We start from the raw sequence: 17,883 nt of genomic DNA, 5'->3' as shown, positions 1-17,883 counted from the left end.
GCCNCGGCCGNGGGGCANNCCCGGAGNCGGCNGCTCCCGGNANGCCCGAGCCGGCAAAAGGGCGCGCTGGTATATCGTGCACACCTACTCCGGCTTTGAGCAGCGTGTGCAGAAGACCATCGCCGAAATGCAGCGCACCGGCCAGGACCAGGGCCTCATCGAAGAAGTGGTGGTGCCCACCGAAAAGGTGCAGGAGCCCTCCCGCCACGGCGAAAAATCCCGCACGACCACGCGCAAGTTCTATCCCGGCTATATCATGGTGCGCATGGTCATGACCGACCTTTCCTGGCATCTCGTGCAGTCCATCCCCAAGGTNACGGGCTTCGTGGGCGGCAAGAACCGGCCCGCGCCCATGCGCGACGGCGAGGCCGAGCGCATCCTGAAGCTCATGGAGATGCGCCAGGAGACGCCCCGGCCCAAGTTCAACTTTGAGGTCGGCGACGATGTGCGCGTCATTGAAGGGCCNTTTGACGGCTTCAATGGCGTGGTTGAGGANGTGAACCACGACAAGGGCAAGCTGCGCGTCTCGGTGTCCATCTTCGGGCGGCAGACCCCTGTGGAGCTGGATTTCGGGCAGGTCTCCAAGGGCTAGTGCCCGGGGCCTNCCGCGCGCGTCCCCCACGGGGCGCGCCTCATGNTGAAGGATGTGAGAAATGGCCAAGAAAGAAGTTGCCAAGATCAAGTTGCAGATNCCNGCCGGCGCCGCCAANCCGTCGCCCCCGGTGGGNCCGGCCCTGGGCCAGCACGGCCTGAACATCATGGGCTTCTGCAAGGAATTCAATGCCCGCACCCAGGACCAGAAGGGGATGATCATCCCCGTGGTCATCACCGTCTATGCCGACCGNTCCTTCACCTTCATCACCAAGACGCCGCCCGCGGCGGTGCTGATCATGAAGGCGGCCAANATNGAGAANGGNTCCGGCGAGCCCAACCGCAACAAGGTGGGNAGCNTCANCCACGCCCAGGTGGANGAGATCGCCAANCTCAAGCTGCCNGACCTCAANGCGGCGAGCCTTGAGGCNGCCGTGAAGTCCATCGCGGGCACNGCCCGGAGCATGGGCATCGACGTNAAGTAGGCGNCTTNGCGCCNTACCGACGGCGNNNGGCTNTGCGCGCATNCGCNNCGTGNGCCCGCCGCCNTNTNNCGCCATCACTTGTACTGCNCTGGCCGACCCAGTTCCGGCNTGNGGCAGGAGATAAGCAAAGGATCGAGACATGCCCAAGCATGGCAAGAATTTTCGGAAGGCGGTGGAAGCCTGTGACGTGCAGGAGCGCTACAGCGTCGAGGACGCGGTGGCGAAATCTCTGGACGCCTCCTTCGCCAAGTTTGACGAAACTGTCGATGTGGCCCTGCGCCTCGGCGTCGACCCCAAGTATTCCGACCAGATGGTGCGCGGCGCCGTGACCCTGCCGCACGGCCTTGGCAAGACGGTGCGCGTCGCCGTGTTCTGCAAGGGCGAGAAGCAGGCCGAGGCCAAGGCCGCCGGCGCAGACATCGTGGGCGCCGAAGACCTCGTCGCCAAGATCAAGGACGGCTGGCTCGAGTTCGACGCCGCCGTGGCCACCCCGGATGTCATGGCGCTGGTGGGCCAGATCGGCCGCGTGCTCGGCCCCCGCGGCCTCATGCCCAATGCCAAGACGGGTTCCGTCACCTTCGATGTGGCCAAGGCCGTGAACGAGCTCAAGGCCGGCCGCGTGGACTTCAAGGTGGACAAGGCTGGCGTGCTGCATGCGCCGCTCGGCAAGGTCTCCTTCGGGCCCGAGAAGGTGCTCGGCAACCTCAAGGCCCTCCTCGAGGCGGTCAACCGCCTGAAGCCTTCGGCCGCCAAGGGCAACTACATGCAGTCCATGGCCATTTCCACCACCATGGGCCCGGGCCTCAAGGTGGACATGCCCCAGGTGAAGAAATTTCTTGAAGGCTAGGGCGCGGGACTGCCCCGCGCATTGCCGGGCCACCGCGCCTGGCGCGCCTTCAAGGGTTGCATCGCAACCACTGGCAGAGGAAACGGAATACGGGTCGAAGACGGCAGGCGGGCTTGCCCTCAATTTCCTGCCCAGACTACTCTTTGGCTCGGCATTCCACCTGGCACCCCTGACGTGAGAGGTATCACGTGCAAAGGTCTGAAAAAGCCGTAATCATCGAGGACATCAAGTCTCGCGCTGATGCCTCCTCCTTTGCGGCGCTCACGGACTTCAAGGGCATGTCGGTGGAAGAGCTGACGAACCTTCGGGTGCGCCTGCGCGGCGCCGGCGGCGAATACCACGTCGTCAAGAACACCCTGGCTCGCATCGCTCTTACCGGCGGCAAACACGACGCCATCAAGGACAAGTTCCACGAGAACTGCGGCGTGGCCCTCGGGTTCGACGACCCTGTGGCGGTGGCCAAGGCGTTGAGCGACTTCGCTAAGCAGAGCAAGCTGTTCAGCCTGCGCTGCGCCAGCCTGGACGGCAAGGAGATGACCGCCGAACAGGTGGAGGCCCTGGCGAAGTTGCCCGGCAAGGAGCAGCTGCTCGGCCAGCTGCTCGGCACCATGAACGCCGTGCCCACCAACTTTGTGTCGCTCTTCGCCAATATGCTGCGCGGGCTGCTCTATGCCCTCAAGGCTATTGAGGAGAAGAAGGGCAACGCCGCGGCCTAGCGGCGTGAACGCGCAACATCCAGCCAAAGATCAGGAGACCCATCATGGCCGTTACCAAGGAAGAAGTGGTTGAATTCATCTCCAATATGACCGTTCTCGAGCTTTCCGAATTCATCAAGGAGCTTGAGGAGAAATTCGGCGTGTCCGCCGCGGCCCCGGCTGCCGCCATGGTCATGGCCGCCCCGGGCGCCGGCGCCGACGCCGCCCCAGCCGCCGAAGAAAAGACCGAGTTCGACGTGGTGCTCAAGGCCGCCGGCGCCAACAAGATCGGCGTCATCAAGGTCGTGCGCGCCCTGACCAGCCTTGGCCTCAAGGAAGCCAAGGAAAAGGTGGACGGCGCCCCCTCCACCCTCAAGGAAGGCGTTTCCAAGGAAGAGGCCGAGGAAGCCAAGAAGCAGCTCACCGAGGCCGGCGCCGAGGTCGAGATCAAGTAAGTCTTCCGCCTTTGGGCGGTTCAGGATTTACAATAAGACGGCGGCCCTTCGGGGGCGCCGTTTTTTGTTTTGTGGCGTGAGTGAAGGAACAGCGGAAGCGGGTGGGGGAAGCGCTCGAGGGGCGCCGTGAAAGGCACATCCTGAAAAATGCTGTTGGCGCGTGTCCCGTGTGTCTCCCTTGGCCAGCAGCGGGGACAGCGGGCCGAAGATGCGAATCGGGGAACGGCGGAGCTATGAAATCCCGCGCAGTGCAGGGAAGGGTGCGCGTGTTAAACGGCCCCGAAGCCGGGGATGTGGGCGCGGCGCTCCAGCCAGTGCAAAAGCCAGCTCGCCAGCGTGACCATGATGAGATAGTAGGCGCCCACGGTGAGGAAGACCTCGGTGAAGCGGAAGGTGTCCGAGGCCACCACCTTGCCCTCGCCCATGAGCTCCATACAGGTGACGAGGTAGGCGAGGGAACTGTACTTGATGAGATAGACAATCTCGTTGCCGCAGCCCGGGAGCGCCCGGCGCGCGGCCTGCGGCACCACGATCCAGAGGATGGTCTGCCACTGGGTGAAGCCGAGCGACTGCGCGGCCAAAATCTGCCCGCGCCGGATGGAGAGCAGCGCCCCGCGCACATATTCCGACTGGTAGGCCGAGGTGCAGAGGATAAAGGCGGTGAGGGCCGCGCCATAGGGCGCGAAATAGATGCCGAGCTTGGGGAGCGCGTAGTAGATCATCATGAGCTGGATGGCGAGCGGCACGCCGCGCAGAAGCGCGGTGTAGGCGTTGCCGAGGCGCCGGAGCCAGCGCGGGCCGAAGGCGCGGGCGCAGCCAAGAGCCACGCCGCCCACAAAGCCCAGGGTCGCCGCCGGGATGATGAGCGCGAGCGAGACCATGAGCCCCTTGTTGAGGGCCGGCAGAAGCTCGTTGGTGAAGAAAACCGTGTCCAGCATGGGCGTTGCGCGATCCTTTGCCCGGCGGCAGAAGCATGGTCGCTCCCGCGTCGTTCATCCTTTATGCAGGCGCTACGGTAGGGGATTCCTCCCCTGCGCGCAACAAAAAACAGCTTCCCGCCGCGCCGGGGAAGACCCCGGAAACGGCGGGAAGTTGTGGATAAGCGGGGCTGCTGCGGCTAGCCGGCCGCGGCGCACTTCTTCTTGAGCGCGTCGGCCACGGTCACGCCCAGAGCGTAGCAGGCCTTCATGTCGTCCTTGGTGGGGCGCCACGAGCACTTGACGGGCTCGGCCGGCATCTCCATGTGCATGGCGGCAAGGCGCGCCTGAAGCTGCCTGGGCGCTTCGCCCGACCAGCCGTAGGAGCCGAAGGCGCCGCCAATGCGGTTCTGCGGGCGCAGCCCTTCCATATAGGTGAGCATGGCCGCCACCAGCGGCAGGATGCCGTTATTGTGCGTGGGCGAGCCGGCGAGCACGGCGCCGCAGTCGGCGAGTTCGGTCATGATGGCGCTGTGGTGGTTGTGCTTGACCGACATGATGCGCGCGGGCACGCCGTTCTCCGCAAGGCCGTTGCACACGGCATAGGCCATGTGCTCGGTGGACTTCCACATGGTGTCGTAGAAGATGACGGCGCGCTGCTGGGGCTTCTGCTCGGCCATCTTGCGGTACATGTCGATGATGAAGCGCACGGCGTCGCGGCCGCGGTGGATGAGGCCGTGGTCGGGCGCGATCATGTCGATGTCGAGGCTTTCCACCACGGGCAGGGCCTTGAGCACCGTGGGCGAATAGGGGAGGACGATGTTGTAGTAGTATTCCTTGATGCGGCGCACGAACTCGCCCTGGTCGTCAAAATCGTCCGTGAAGCGGGCGGTGCTCGCGATGTTCTGGCCGAAGATGTCGTTGCTGATGAGCAGCTTCTCTTCCGGGATATAGGAGACCATGCTGTCCGGCCAGTGGAGCATGCGCGTTTCCTGAAAGATGATGCGCCGGCTGCCCAGCTCCAGCACGTCGCCGCTTTTCACGGCCTGGATGGGCCAGTCCTTCCCGGCGAAATAGCCGGCCATGGTCTTCAGGCCCAGCTGGGACACGAAGATCTTTTCCGGCCGCACGCGCTCCACGATCTCGGCGAGCGCGCCCTGGTGGTCCAGCTCCATGTGATTGCAGACGATATAGTCCACCTTGTCCGGCGGCATGGTCTTGGCGAGGCGGCAGAGCAGGGCGCCTTCCTTGCCGGAGGGCACGCAGTCCACCAGGGTGTTTTTTTCGTCCTTGATGAGGTAGGCGTTGCAGGTGGTGCCGTCCGGGCAGCGGGAATAGCCGTGGAAGTCGCGGTGGTCGAAATCGACCTCGCCGACCCAGAAAATATCCTTTTTGATTTCTATGGGCTGCATGATGTCCTCCGAGAGGGGCAGGGGCGCCTCGGCGCCGGAACGAAAAACCGCCCCGTTGCTGGCGCGTATCCGCAAACGCCCCGCCTCGCCGGTGGGGCAAGACGGGGCGGTGATCAGTGCGTCGCGCCGCGGTGCGCGCTACATTTTGTTGAACTGGTCCTTGCCCACGCCGCAGACAGGGCAGGTCCAGTCGTCGGGCAGGTCTTCAAAGGCCACGCCGTCGTGTTCCTTGGGTTCGTATTCATAGCCGCAGACGCTGCAAACATAGTTGGCTGCCATGATGTTCACTCCTTGGGCGCCGTGGCGCCGGGGCTTCAGTTTTCGGCCTTCCAGAGGCCGTGCAGGTTACAGAATTCGCGGGCCGTCACCTTGTCGGCCTCCACCTCGTCGAAGAAGGCTTCTGGCTCGTCGGCCGGGGTGAGGAAGCGGCGGTAGACCTTGCCGTCATCGGTGACGAGCTCGATCCACTCGATATAGTGCTTCTCCTCCATGGGGTGCCGGGCGCTGCCGATCTTGACGTGGTAGCCCTTCTTCCACTTCTCGATGACGGGCACATGCTTTTCGGTGGCGCCGTCGGTGGAGCCGGCCTCCATGAGCTTCATGGGCTGCCCACAGCAGACCAGCTCGCCGTCGCCGGGGTGGAGCACTTCGACGATATTGCCGCACACATTGCACTTATACACTTGAAGCCTTTTGGTCATACTGCAACCTCTCGGGTAAGGGGTCTCATCGCACATTCATGGGAGCCGGCGCGCATGCGGCTGCGGCTCCGGGGGCAGGAGGGCGCCGTCTGGGGCTGTCTCCTACCGGCCTGCTAAGATTATGGACGAAAGCGGTGCCTTTGTAAAGGCGTTTGTCAGCGGTCTGCGGGTGCGGTTTCCAGGCTCGACGCCGCCGGGGCGGCGACCGTGGCGGCGGAGGGCTGCCCGGCGCCGTCCTTGCGGCGCACACCGAGCACATTGGGGAGCTGCGCCTTGAGGTTGCCGGTCACGAGCAGCGACGGCGCGTGCATACCGCCCATCTCGCGCCTGAGCGAGTGCGAGCGCACGAGCAGCCCCGCCTGCGCGCCGCCCTCCACATACATGACCGTGCGCACGTCCAGCGGCAGGTGGAGCAGTTGCTGCGCGAAGGCATAGGCCTCCACCGGGGCGCGGCTGTGGAGGAAGAGGATGCGCCCCTCGCCGTCCTGCGCCACCGCGGAGATGGAATAGAGCGGGCCGCCCGGGCTCCAGAGGATGCGGCGGTCGGCATTGATCATGCGGTAATTCTGGATGACGAGGTCATACTGGCCGATGCGCTCCTTCCAGTCGGGCATGTCGCGGTCGACGATGGCGGCGGCGGGCAGCCCGGCGGTCTTGGGGCCGGCCACGAAGAAGGCGCCGAAGCGGTCCACCAGGCGGCCATTGTTGACGTGGCCCGCGCCGCGCATATAGCCCGTGCTGGTGGAGCCGTCCTCGCGGTACATGCTGGCATTGATGGCGGCCACGAGGCCGCGCTCCTCGCCCCAGGCGTCGAGGGTGCGCGGTCCCTTGCCGTCGGCGGAGCTGGCGCAGAGCTCGAACTCGAATTTTTCCGGGTCGATGCGCAGGGCCGTGAGCCGGAAGTCCCCGCCTTCGAGGCGGAACTCGCCGAACTCCAGCCCCGGCTCGAGCGTAAGCCACTGGGCGCCGCCCTCGGCGTCGATGCCGATCCGCTTCTTGCCGGAAGCATTGCGGGACTTGGGGGCCGGCGTCGCGGATTCTTCCGGGGCGGCGGGGGGCGCTTGTGAGGGCAGCGGGGCGAGGCCCCGATCGGCGCGCAGGGCTTCGGCAGCGGCCTCGGGCGCCAAGGCAGGTGCGCCACCGGTGAGGGCATCCGCCCAAGCCGTGACGGGCGTAGCGAGCAGCCACAATCCAAGCGCGCAGAGCGCCGCCAGGGCGCGAAATCGGCGGGCGCGGCTCGTCTGGAGAACTGTCTGGCAAATGCGGCGCATGGTGGTGAGGGAAGGGCCAGGCACGTTGAGCGCCCTGCGACAGGGGCTGGCGACGGGCGCCTTTCCTGTCTGCGTTTTTAAGCCCGGGCCGCGGCTTTGGCAAGGTTTTGGGACAGGCTGATTGACATATCAATATATCTTGATATAGAAATACTTGGTTTTCGGGAAGAGCCATCCTCGGGGTATCTTGCGAGCCCGAGCGGCCGCACACAGAATTGCGGCCCCGTCATAAAGAAAATCAAGGAGCGACCCATGCGTATCGGCACCCTGATCCGCCAGGCGGAGCGTCCGTTCTTTTCTCTCGAATTTTTCCCGCCGTCGGAGGAGGGGCAACTGGCCGCCTTTTACGCCACCGTGGAGGAGCTGCGGGCGCTGCGGCCGCTCTTTGTGTCCGTCACCTACGGGGCGGGCGGCTCCAAGCAGCGCAACACCCTCGCCGTCACGGCGGAACTCGCGCGGCGCGGCCTCACGGCCATGGCGCACCTGACCTGCGTGGGCGCGCAGCCCGGGGACATCGCCGCTTTTTTGCGCGAGCTGCGCGCCAATGGCGTGGACAATGTGCTCGCCCTGCGCGGCGACCCGCCCAAGGGCCAGACCTGGGAGACGACCTGCGGGGCCTTCCGCCACACCGCCGAGCTCGTGCGTTTTATCCGGGAGTGCGAACCCGACATGGGCATCGGCGTGGCGGCCTACCCCGCGCCGCATCCCGAATCCGCCACCTTCGCGCTCGACCGCCGCTATACGGCGGAAAAGATCGCGGCCGGCGCGGATTTCGCCATCACCCAGCTTTTTTTTGACGTGCGCGAATACGAGGCATTGGTGGAGAGCCTGCGCGAACATGGGCTGGACGTGCCCGTGGTGCCGGGCATCCTGCCCATCCAGAGCCTGGACTCCCTGCGCCGGGTGCTCTCGCTCTGCGGGGCCAATATCCCGGGCAAGCTCTACCTCGACCTGGAGGAGGCCCACAAGGCCGGCGGCGCCGAGGCCGTGCGCGAGGCCGGGCTGGCCTTTGCCGTGCGCCAGATCCGCCGGCTCATGGACATGGGCGCGCCGGGCATCCATCTCTATACCCTGAACAAGCCCGGCCTCTGCCGCCGCATCGCGGAGGAAGTCCGTTTCTAAGGGATGCAGCGCCCCGCGCGCCCGCTTGACCGCCGGCGCCAAGGCCCCTAGGCTTGCGCCATGAGCATCGAGAAAAGCCACCGGCCGCTCCTGGCCGCCATCTGCGCCTCCCTGTTCTGCATGCCTTTCATGCTCGCCGGGGTGAACGCGGTGCTGCCGGCCATCGGCGAAAGCCTTGACGCCAGCGCCCGGCAACTGAGCCTTATCGGCGCCTTCTATTCGCTGGGCCTCGCCGTGTTCCAGCTCGCTTCCGGGAGCCTTGGCGACATTTTCGGGCGGCGGCGCATCTTCCTTCTGGGCATCGCCATGTTCGCCCTGTGCGGCGCGGCCCTGGGCTGCGTGCGCTCGGTGCCGCTCTTCATCGCCCTGCGCTTCTTCCAGGGACTCGGGGGCGCCATGTTCAACGCCAGCGGCCTCGCGCTCCTGGCCTCGGCCGCGCCCCCGGAAAAGCGGGCCGCCTATCTCGGCTTCAGCGGCGCCGCCGTGTACGCGGGCATCGCCTGCGGGCCGCCCATCGCCGGCTTCGTGACCGGCGTGCTCGGCTGGCACTGGCTGTTCTGGGGCAATGCGCTCGCCTTTGTGGGCGTCTTCTGGCTGATGAAGGCAACGGTCAGGCAGGAGTGGCGCACCGCCGCCGACCAGCCCTTCGACGCCTCGGGCTGCGTCATTTACGGCTGCGCCATGATCGCGCTCACCTTCGGCGCCTCGGAGCTCGCTGAGCAGCCGGGCCTCGCCTGGTGCCTGCTCGCGGCCTTCGCCGGGCTCATCTTCCTTTTCTGGCTGCACGAGCTCAAAAGCCAGTATCCGCTGCTCGACATGCGCCTGCTCGCGCAAAACCGGGTCTTCGCGCTCTCTTCGCTGGCGGCCTTCGTCAATTACAGCTCCTTTTTCGGTATCCTCTTCTTCTTCAGCCTCTATCTCCAGGTCGGCCGCGGCCTTGAGGTGGAGGAGGCGGGCCTGGTGCTCGCCTTTCAGTCCGTGGTGCAGGCCCTGACCACGCCGCTCGCCGCGCGCCTGTGCAGGAGCTGGCGCCCGGGCCATGTGAGCGCCGTGGGCGTGGCCCTGTGCGGCGTGGGCCTTGCCGTGGCGGCCTTTTTGACGCTGGAGTCGCCGCTTGGGCTGATCTTCGTCATCCAGGCCTTCCTCGGGGCGGGCATGAGCCTCTTCGCGCTGTCGAACACTTCCATCATCCTTGAAAGCGCGGGCGAGAAGCACGTGGGGCAGGCCTCGGGGCTCACCGGCGCCGTGCGCACGGCCGGCCAGCTCTTCAACATGGTCGTCATTACCCTGACGCTCGGCTTCTTCCTCGGCAATGCGCCGGTGGACGCCGCTACGCTCCCGGCCTTCATGCGCTGCATGCGGGTGGATCTGGTCATTTTCTGCCTCTGCAACCTCGCTGCGGTGTGGTGCGTGCTGGCGCGGAACAGGAACTGATTTTCCCGCAATGCCGGGGGTTTGGAGGCAACTTGCGCGCGGACTGTAAAAAGCATAAAAAAAGTCTAAAGTTTTGCCGCCCATGGCCGTAAAGAGCTGCAGGATGGTGTCTCATGCCTGATATGCGCAGCCTGCAAATGCGGATCATGCTCCAGAGCTATGAGCAGCAACTGCTCGCGGCCCGCCGGCTGGCGCGTTTCCGCGTCAAGCGGCGCCTGGCCGCCGGCGAGAAGCCNCAGGACCCGGACCCTTCCGTCAATCGCCGTGTCTTTGTGGAAAAAGTGGCACGGGAATTGTATGAGACCCTCATATTCACGGGNAGCGCCAANCCCGTGGTGGAGGACATCCGCGCGGAGCTCNGCGAGGCCATGGGCCTCNANGTGGGCTTCACCTACCCGCCGGGNGCGCGGCTCCGCATCGTGGCCATNGNGCCGGAAGGCCAGCGGCCCNTNANCGCGGAGGAAGANCGGCGCGCNCGNCATGCCCTGTGGCGCATCACGCGCCAGAAAGTTGACCAGAGCATGCTGGAGAAGCCCGAAAGGGCCGAAGCCGTCTGCTGAAANGCCCGGGCGCCGGGCGTGGGACGGCGCGAAGCATGAGACCCGCCGCAGGGNAGAGCCCCTGCTGAAGGAGCAGAGAATGGAAATCCGCAATGCCGGCATGGGCTANCCGCTGCTTGACCCTTACGCCAACAGCTCNGCGGCCAACGCGGCGGAGAAAAGCGGCGAGNCCGCCGCGGGCCGGGCNAANCCGGCNGAGGAGAACGGCTCGGGCGGCGANACCATCAGCGTTTCGCGCGACGCCCTCCTGCTCACCGAGGCGCGGCGNACNGCCCAGAACACGCCGGANGTGCGCGCCGANCGCGTGGCGGAGCTNCGCGNNCAGGTGGCCAACGGCACCTACANCATCGACGCCCAGGCCATCGCCGAGAGCCTGGTGCGCGAGGAGCCTTCCCTCTTCCGCATCGTGTGAGCGGGCTCNCCACANCAGCCGNAANTATCAGCCAGNATTGCGGCCGTTCCTTNGGGNGCGGCCGTTTTTTTATTNTAGGCATNNTTTCTGCATACTGAGGGCAAGCACAGCCAGAGCGCCGCTTTCCAGACCCGCCNNGANTGGCGGGAANANCGNNATNNCAGGCCANNGGCCGGCGGCGCGGAGGGAGTATCCATGCAATCGTTCTTCAAGATTTTGACGCCGCTGTTCCGCTGCCTGTGGGCCCTNGCCCTCGCCGTGAGCATNCTCGGCTGGTCCGCGCCGGCNGAGGCCGTGCGCATCAAGGACATCGCCACCTTCTCCGGCGTGCGCGACAACCAGCTCATCGGCTACGGCCTCGTGGTGGGCCTNGCNGGCACNGGNGACAAGAAGGATTCGGCCTTCACCATGAGNTCCATGAAGAACATGCTCGACCGCATGGGCATCGGGCTCAATTCTTCGGCGCTCAAGGTCAAGAACGTGGCCTCGGTNATGGTCACGGCGCGCATGCCCGTNTCNTCCAAGCCGGGCACGCGGCTNGACGTGACCGTCTCNTCCGTGGGCGACGCCACCTCNCTNCTCGGCGGCGTGCTGCTCCAGACNGCGCTCAAGGGCGTGGACGGCAAGACCTACTGCCTCGCCCAGGGCGCGCTCACCGTGGGCGGCTATTCCGTCAACGGCGAGGCCGCGNCCACCTCCAAGAACGTGAGCACCGTGGGCCTCATCCCCGGCGGCGGCATCGTGGAGCGGGCCATCCCCTTCGAGTTCAACCAGCAGGACAAGCTCACNCTCAACATGCGCGTGGGCGACTTCACCACNGCNCAGCAGATCGCCGAGCGNCTNAANNCNGCCATGGGCGGCTCCTTCGCNCGCGCCGTGGACGCCATGAGCGTNAGCCTNGACGTGCCNCCGCAGTACCGCAACAANCTCGTNCCGCTCATGGCCTCGGTGGAAAACCTCGANGTCACGCCNGANACCGCCGCCAAGGTGGTGGTNGANGAAAAGACCGGCACCGTNGTCCTCGGCAAGGACGTGCGCATCACGCGCGCGGCCGTGGCCCACGGCAACCTGCANATNACNGTGCAGGAGAACGAGCAGGTCTCGCAGCCNGGNCCCTTCTCNCAGGGGCAGACNGTGGTCACGCCCGAGACGGACATCAATGTCCGCGAGGAGAGCCGNCGCCTGCACATGGTGGAAGGCGCCACCCTGCAGGANCTGGTGGACGGNCTCAACGCCATCGGCGCCACCCCGCGCGANCTGATTTCCATCCTGCGCAGCNTGCAGGTTTCCGGCTCGCTNCATGCGGANCTGGAGGTGATCTAANATGACCACGCCCCTTGACGCCACGGCCCTNGTGACCTCCCAGANCGGCGCCGCCGACCAGTCGCGCCGCGANCTCCAGGCCAAGCTCANCGGCCTNGGCGGCATCAANGGGCGCAAGCTCTCGCCCGAAGCCCAGGANAAGAAGCTGCGCGAGGCCTGCGAGGGCTTNGAGTCGGTCTTCATCCAGAAGATGTGGCAGGAGATGCGCAACACTATCCCCAAGGGCGGCCTCATGCACGGCAAGGAGGAGCGCTTCTGGCAGGACATGTATGACCAGGANCTCTCCAAGTCCATGACCAGCGCNGGCGGNATCGGCCTNGCGGACATGATGTACGCCCAGCTTTCGCGCAATCTCGTTTCNGCCAGCCGCAGCGCGGCCGGGGCCNNCCAGAGCCGGGCCTTCGCGCCCGAGGCCGCGCCGCTGCTGGACGCTCCGGCCCCTGAGGCCCCTGCGGCTGACGCCCCCAAGGCGCAGTCCGCACAGGCAAAGGCGCCCGCACAAGCCGCCGCTTCCATCTATGACGGTGCCGCGCCGGGCGTGGCCGCCGTGGCGGAAGAAGGCCAGAACGCCGCCGCCCCGGCCCCAGCCCCTGCGGTGAACGGCCAGACGGCCCAGGCTGTGGCCGCCGCTTCCGCGCAGGCCGCCCAGGCCGCGGGCACCGCGGATGAGGCCGTCGAGCTCAACCCCGAGGTGGAGCGCGCCCTGGCCGCCCTGCGCGCGCGCCAGGCCCTGCACCACAAGGAAGAAGCCGGGACGTCCCAGCCGCAGGGCGCCCCCGCCGCGGCTTCGGCCGGGGCGCAGGCTGTGGCCGGCGCTCAGCACAAGCGGCCCGCGCCGGCTTCGGGCCTCGAGCTCGCCCAGGTGGCGCGCCGCGAGGCCGGGGACAAGCTCGGCTCGCATGCCGTGCGCCCGCCCCTGCACCAGCCCTCGCCGCGTCACAGCGCTGACGCCGCGCAGCCGGCGGCGCAGGCCGCTCCGGCGGAAGGTGCGCCTGCCGCTTCCGCCCAGGCCGTGGCCGATGCGGACGCCGCGCAGGCCGCCGGGCGCGCCCGCAACGTGCGCTTCTCGACCAACATGAGCACCGCCGAGCGCTCCAGGCGCGGCCTGAAGCCCATCCGCGTGCTCAATGTGGACAATGTGGGCGTCAACAGCAAGGCCGGCGCCGGCATCGCCGCCTACCACGCCGCCAACGAGGCGCAGGCGGCCGCCGCGGCCCCGCTCACCGCGCCCGCCCCGCAGCCCGCACAGGCCACCCCGGCGGACAATCTTGGAGCAAATCCGGCCGAAGCCGGCTCCGGCAACTTCACCATCCCGCCGCTGACCGCGGCGGACGCGCGGGGCTAGGCCGTGCGGATGCTGNCAGNGGGGCGCCGCCTCATGCCGGAGCGCNNGTCCNATCCGTGGCATAAATTTTGCTTNGTTANGGGCACAGCCAGATTTTTCGGCAGGTTCTGCCTGCCATGTCCGCNAGNGAGGACAGGATGTACCAGATAATCCACGAAAGTTTANCCCGTCAGGACAAGGCCCTGGCGCTNTTGCACGANCTCCTCGAGGAGGANTACGGCATCCTCANGAGCCGGAATACTGACGGCGTGGCCGCGCTGGANTTNTCCATCCAGGAGCTCATCCGCCAGATCGCCGTGGAAAAGACCCTTGTCATCCGCACCCTTGACGGCGTGCGGGTGAGCGACTACGCCGCGAAGCTCCCCGAGGGGGAGGGCGCCGCNCTTTTGACGCTGTTCGCCTCCGTNGATGACGGCGAGCAGCAGGTGTCGCGCCAGGCTTCGCGCAATGCGCAGCTTTCGCTCGCGCTGCTCGACCAGAGCACCCGCACGCTCCAGGCGCTGACCAGCCAGGCCGCGCCGCCGCGCGCGGGCGTCTACGGGCGCCGGGGCGGGATGCGCCATGAGATGCACCCGCAGGCCGCGCTCATCTCCGGGAGGCTCTAGGCCATGCTCAACGGACTGCTCAATATCGGCCAGTCGGCCCTCAACGCATCGCAGGCGTGGATCTCGGTCACGGGCAACAACCTTGCCAACGTGGATACCGAGGGCTATTCGCGCCAGTATGTGGACCAGAAGGACGCNGGCGGCCTCAAGTACAAGCCGGGGGCGCAGCCNCTGGGCGTCAANGCCCAGCAGATCATGCGCTTCTTCGANGCNTTTCTTGAGCGCTCCTANGTGAAGCAGTCCACCAANTCNTCGCGCTGGGACCAGCAGGACACCATCATGGCCTCGCTGGAAAACATCTTCAACGANGCCAACCGCGCGGGCATCAGCTCCTCCCTGACCANNTTCTTCAACGCNTGGCAGGATCTCGCCCTGCGCCCGGACGACACNGCCGTCCGCGAAAGCCTGCTNTCNTATGCCGACAACCTGAGCGACATGTTCGGCAACACCATGGACGCCATCAAGAACATCCAGAACGAGATGGATGTGTCCATCAAGCAGGGCGTCAACCGNGTCAACGACATCGCGGTGGCCATNNCNGACCTGAACCGCCAGATCACCGCCCAGACCGTNGACGGCATCANCAANCCCAANTCGCTGCTCGACAAGCGCGACCAGCTNGTGCGCGAGCTCGCCACCCTCGTNGANGTGGAGACCATCGACCACGGCAAGGGCAATTTCCGCGTGCAGCTNTCCACGGGCCAGCCCCTCGTGGACGGCATCGTNACCTACGAGCTCGAGGTCATGGGCCCGCGCGCCGAGAACCACCTCAAGTCCGGCTCNACCTATGCGGGCAACATCAATTTCACGGGCAACGACAGCCACGAATANACCGTGGAGATCGTGCGCGGCGGCGACGCCGGCGGCGACGAGCCCCCGCAGTTCCGCGTGTCNCTTGACGGCGGCAAGACCTGGCTGCGCGGCGACGACGGCCAGGAGCTGCGCTTCGACATCACNAACAGCGGCAAGACCGANGANNACGGCAACCCCNTCACCGACGAGGTGCTGGTCAAGGANCTNAAGATNTCCTTCTCCTCGGTGGAGAACTTCCACGCCGGCGACCAGTTCGACATCATCCCCAAGGACGGCCTCTACTGGATCGAGCCCTCGCGCGGCCCCCAGAACATCACNCCGCAGATCGGCTTTGACGGGCAGGACAACNANAACCGCGTCACCGGCGGCAAGCTCGCGGCCTANTACAATATCCGCGACGACAANTGCGGCCGCTACATNGACGAGCTCAACGCCGTGGCCTCCTCNCTNNTNTGGGAGGTCAACCGCATCCACAGCCAGGGCGCCGGCCTCTCCAAGCTGACCTATGCCCAGGGCCAGCAGCGCGTGGAGGACACCAAGCAGNCCCTNGGNTCGCCGCAGGCCATCCTGCCCTTTNCCGACAAGCTCCAGGCNGGCAATGTCAACTTCCATTTTTATGACAGCGTCACCGGGGANCACCTCGANTCCACCATGCTCGACTTCGGCGGNGGCGCCAATTTCGACCCCNCCGTCCANANCCTNGAGGATGTGCGCGACGCCATCAACAACATGACGCTNGNNGACGGCANNCAGCCNCTNNNGGCCAGCATCCAGGACGGCAAGCTGCTCATCGAGACCGCCGCNGGCTCGAANATCGAGTTCGCCATGGGCGCGGACAGCTCGGGCCTCATGGCGGCGCTCGGCATCAACACCTTTTTCAGCGGNAGCNNCGCNAGCGACCTCGCGGTCAANANCCAGGTNCACAGCAACACGCACCTCATCGCGTCNGGCCAGGTCAACGGCCAGTTCCAGACCAATGTGGGCGACAACATCACGGCCACGGCCATCGGCAAGCTCATCGACAAGCCNGTGACCATCTCCACGCTCTGGAAGACCGTNNACAACCAGANCATTTCGCAATACTACGCCAACCTCGTCACCACCGTGGGCGCGGACAGGCGNCTTTCCAAGACNAANACCGAATACCANACCGCCCTCACCGANGACCTTTCCGAGCGNGTGGAGTCGGTCACNGGCGTGAACATGGACGANGAGATGAGCAANCTCATCAAGTNCCAGCATTCCTATACGGCGGCAGCCAAGCTCATCACCACCGCTGACCAGATGCTGCANACCCTTCTCGGCCTCAAGCAGTAAGGGGGGAGCAAGATGGCCATTCGCGTNACNCAAAAGACCATGTACAACGACATGGTCGGCCAGATGCAGAAGAATCTGGCCGGATACATGGAGAGCGTCCAGCAGGGCTCCACCCAGAAAAAGATCAACCGCCCCTCGGACGACCCGGCGGGCACCTATCGTGTGCTCACCACGCGCATTGACCTCACCAATACGGCCCAGTACCAGGAAAACGTGGACACGGCCAAGGGCTGGCTCAACCTTGAGGACAGCGTGCTCTCCACGCGCGTGCCCACNGTCATCCAGGACCTCATCACNCTCGCCGANCAGGCCTCCACCGGCACCTATGACGCGAGCCAGCGCAAGATCATGGCCGACCAGGCGCGCCAGCATTTCGGNAGCCTNCTCGAGCTCGCCAANACCGANTTNGAGGGCAAGAGCNTNTTCGCNGGCCACCGCTACGACTACAACGCCTTTGAGCAGGGCCTCGCNCTCACGAGCTGGGACGAGGACTGGGACAAGGCCATCAGGGANGGCGACGCGGAGGGCAAGCCCCTCTACACCCTGGAGGGCGCAAGCTCCGAGACCGTCATCGTCCAGTTCCTCGGCGAAGGCACCCTNGCGGAGCACCCCGAATTCCGCTGGTCCAAAGACGGCGGCGACACCTGGGAGACGGGCAGCTATGAACTGCCCGACGATGCGGACGGCAACGTGAAGATCTCCGCCAATGGCGTCATNCTCACCGCCTCGGGCGATTTGCCGGTCAAGCAGGCCAACCCGGACGAGGGCCCCGGCGCCAGGAACGGNACCATGCTCTANATCCGCCCGGCCGCCATCTANCAGGGCGACGACAAGGACCCGCCGCTCGACATCACCCAGATGGGCGCGCCCCAGGGGCTCGAGGTCGAGGCCAAGGGCGATTTCGGCAAGAATCTNCTNGTGCGCATGGATACGGACGCCGACCTCTCCGCGCCGGGCAACGAATTCACCTGGTCCTACAGCACGGACGGCGGNTCCAACTGGGTGACGCTCAAGGGCCAGACCACCGGCGGCGACACGCTGCGCCTGCCCGTGCCCGGCGGCTATGTGGATNTTGACGCCAGCGGCGTGGGCGACAAGACNNTCACGGCCGGCAGCCAGGTCATGGTGCATCCCTCGCGCGCGGACCTCAAGTTCGAGATCATGAAGGACACCTACCTCTCGGTGAACGCCGTGGGCAAGGACATCTTCGGCGGCTACTACGAGGGCATGCCNGCGCTCGACGGCGACAACAACCTCTTCGAGGTGGTGGGCGCCTTCATCGGCTATCTCGAGGGCAACAACCAGGAGGGCGCGCAGAAGACCCTCGCNGCCCTCAAGGTGGCGGAAAAGCAGGTCCTCTCCGCGGCCACCTCNNTNGGNGGCAAGGAAACGCGCATCNANACNGCCTCGGACGTGCTCTCCTTCCAAAAGCTGGACCAGCAGGAGCGTTTGAGCTANACTGAAGACATCGACCTGACGGAACTGCTGACCAAGCTNACGCGCCAGCAGCTCACGTACCAGACGGTCCTGCAATCCTCGTCCATGATCATGAAGCTGAGCCTCGCCAACTATGTGTAA

At 65.9% G+C, this 17,883-nt stretch carries 19 protein-coding genes; 14 read left to right on the top strand and 5 right to left on the bottom strand.

Translation table 11 applies throughout. The annotated features are described in order from the left end of the window. The first annotated feature begins 73 nt into the window (after window positions 1-73). The 5 genes from nusG to rplL all read left to right on the top strand — a co-directional run bounded on the left by nusG (window position 74) and on the right by rplL (window position 3,073). Complete coding sequence (gene nusG, locus HDR50_RS01585; RefSeq protein ID WP_365816463.1) at window positions 74-592, top strand: transcription termination/antitermination protein NusG; 519 nt, start codon at window positions 74-76, stop codon at window positions 590-592. A gap of 61 nt (window positions 593-653) precedes the next feature. After that, window positions 654-1,076 carry a 50S ribosomal protein L11 gene (gene rplK / locus HDR50_RS01580; protein ID WP_291355343.1) on the top strand — a complete coding sequence of 141 codons (423 nt, stop codon included), beginning with the start codon at window positions 654-656 and terminating at the stop codon, window positions 1,074-1,076. A 139-nt stretch (window positions 1,077-1,215) separates the two neighbouring features. After that, a complete protein-coding gene (gene rplA, locus HDR50_RS01575) occupies window positions 1,216-1,923 on the top strand; it encodes a 50S ribosomal protein L1 (protein WP_165079035.1) in 708 nt (235 codons plus the stop codon). 188 nt (window positions 1,924-2,111) lie between these two features. Further along, the gene (gene rplJ, locus HDR50_RS01570) at window positions 2,112-2,639 is read left to right on the top strand and encodes a 50S ribosomal protein L10 (protein ID WP_291355342.1); all 528 of its coding nucleotides are present in this window, start codon (window positions 2,112-2,114) and stop codon (window positions 2,637-2,639) included. 44 nt (window positions 2,640-2,683) lie between these two features. Then, on the top strand, window positions 2,684-3,073 hold the full coding sequence (gene rplL / locus HDR50_RS01565) for a 50S ribosomal protein L7/L12 (RefSeq protein ID WP_165079033.1): 390 nt from the start codon (window positions 2,684-2,686) through the stop codon (window positions 3,071-3,073). Window positions 3,074-3,342: 269 nt separating this feature from the next. On the opposite strand, the gene HDR50_RS01560 is transcribed toward rplL, so the two are convergent. The 5 genes from HDR50_RS01560 to HDR50_RS01540 all read right to left on the bottom strand — a co-directional run bounded on the left by HDR50_RS01560 (window position 3,343) and on the right by HDR50_RS01540 (window position 7,398). Beyond that, the gene (locus HDR50_RS01560; RefSeq protein ID WP_291355341.1) at window positions 3,343-4,011 is read right to left on the bottom strand and encodes an amino acid ABC transporter permease; all 669 of its coding nucleotides are present in this window, start codon (window positions 4,009-4,011) and stop codon (window positions 3,343-3,345) included. Window positions 4,012-4,190: 179 nt separating this feature from the next. Next, complete coding sequence (locus HDR50_RS01555; RefSeq protein ID WP_291355340.1) at window positions 4,191-5,402, bottom strand: FprA family A-type flavoprotein; 1,212 nt, start codon at window positions 5,400-5,402, stop codon at window positions 4,191-4,193. A 138-nt stretch (window positions 5,403-5,540) separates the two neighbouring features. After that, on the bottom strand, window positions 5,541-5,681 hold the full coding sequence (locus HDR50_RS01550) for a rubredoxin (RefSeq protein ID WP_165079030.1): 141 nt from the start codon (window positions 5,679-5,681) through the stop codon (window positions 5,541-5,543). A gap of 35 nt (window positions 5,682-5,716) precedes the next feature. Continuing rightward, window positions 5,717-6,103: a desulfoferrodoxin gene (locus HDR50_RS01545; protein WP_291355337.1), complete on the bottom strand. Its 387-nt coding sequence runs from the start codon at window positions 6,101-6,103 to the stop codon at window positions 5,717-5,719. Between the two features lie 155 nt (window positions 6,104-6,258). Next, complete coding sequence (locus tag HDR50_RS01540) at window positions 6,259-7,398, bottom strand: phosphodiester glycosidase family protein (RefSeq protein WP_291355336.1); 1,140 nt, start codon at window positions 7,396-7,398, stop codon at window positions 6,259-6,261. A gap of 228 nt (window positions 7,399-7,626) precedes the next feature. Here HDR50_RS01540 and HDR50_RS01535 point away from each other — a divergent pair, with 228 nt between their 5' ends. The 9 genes from HDR50_RS01535 to HDR50_RS01495 all read left to right on the top strand — a co-directional run bounded on the left by HDR50_RS01535 (window position 7,627) and on the right by HDR50_RS01495 (window position 17,883). Then, entirely contained in the window at window positions 7,627-8,496 is an 870-nt protein-coding gene (locus tag HDR50_RS01535; RefSeq protein WP_291355335.1) for a methylenetetrahydrofolate reductase, read from the top strand. A 60-nt stretch (window positions 8,497-8,556) separates the two neighbouring features. Continuing rightward, window positions 8,557-9,930 carry an MFS transporter gene (locus tag HDR50_RS01530; RefSeq protein WP_291355334.1) on the top strand — a complete coding sequence of 458 codons (1,374 nt, stop codon included), beginning with the start codon at window positions 8,557-8,559 and terminating at the stop codon, window positions 9,928-9,930. Between the two features lie 113 nt (window positions 9,931-10,043). Further along, a complete protein-coding gene (locus tag HDR50_RS01525) occupies window positions 10,044-10,490 on the top strand; it encodes a DVU0524 family FlgM-associated protein (protein ID WP_291355333.1) in 447 nt (148 codons plus the stop codon). A 79-nt stretch (window positions 10,491-10,569) separates the two neighbouring features. Then, on the top strand, window positions 10,570-10,902 hold the full coding sequence (gene flgM / locus HDR50_RS01520; protein WP_291355332.1) for a flagellar biosynthesis anti-sigma factor FlgM: 333 nt from the start codon (window positions 10,570-10,572) through the stop codon (window positions 10,900-10,902). 195 nt (window positions 10,903-11,097) lie between these two features. After that, the gene (locus HDR50_RS01515) at window positions 11,098-12,225 is read left to right on the top strand and encodes a flagellar basal body P-ring protein FlgI (RefSeq protein WP_291355331.1); all 1,128 of its coding nucleotides are present in this window, start codon (window positions 11,098-11,100) and stop codon (window positions 12,223-12,225) included. A 1-nt stretch (window position 12,226) separates the two neighbouring features. Continuing rightward, window positions 12,227-13,570, top strand: coding sequence for a rod-binding protein (locus HDR50_RS01510; RefSeq protein ID WP_291355330.1), 1,344 nt, complete (start codon window positions 12,227-12,229; stop codon window positions 13,568-13,570). A 137-nt stretch (window positions 13,571-13,707) separates the two neighbouring features. Continuing rightward, on the top strand, window positions 13,708-14,175 hold the full coding sequence (flgN, locus tag HDR50_RS01505; RefSeq protein ID WP_291355329.1) for a flagellar export chaperone FlgN: 468 nt from the start codon (window positions 13,708-13,710) through the stop codon (window positions 14,173-14,175). Between the two features lie 3 nt (window positions 14,176-14,178). Then, entirely contained in the window at window positions 14,179-16,305 is a 2,127-nt protein-coding gene (gene flgK, locus HDR50_RS01500; RefSeq protein WP_291355328.1) for a flagellar hook-associated protein FlgK, read from the top strand. Window positions 16,306-16,317: 12 nt separating this feature from the next. Continuing rightward, a complete protein-coding gene (locus tag HDR50_RS01495) occupies window positions 16,318-17,883 on the top strand; it encodes a flagellar hook protein (RefSeq protein WP_291355326.1) in 1,566 nt (521 codons plus the stop codon).

It is taken from the genome of Desulfovibrio sp. (assembly GCF_014803725.1).
In the GTDB taxonomy this organism is placed as follows: Bacteria; Desulfobacterota; Desulfovibrionia; order Desulfovibrionales; family Desulfovibrionaceae; genus Desulfovibrio.
Note: the sequence above shows the minus strand (reverse complement) of the source record. Positions and strands in the feature narration are given on the sequence as shown.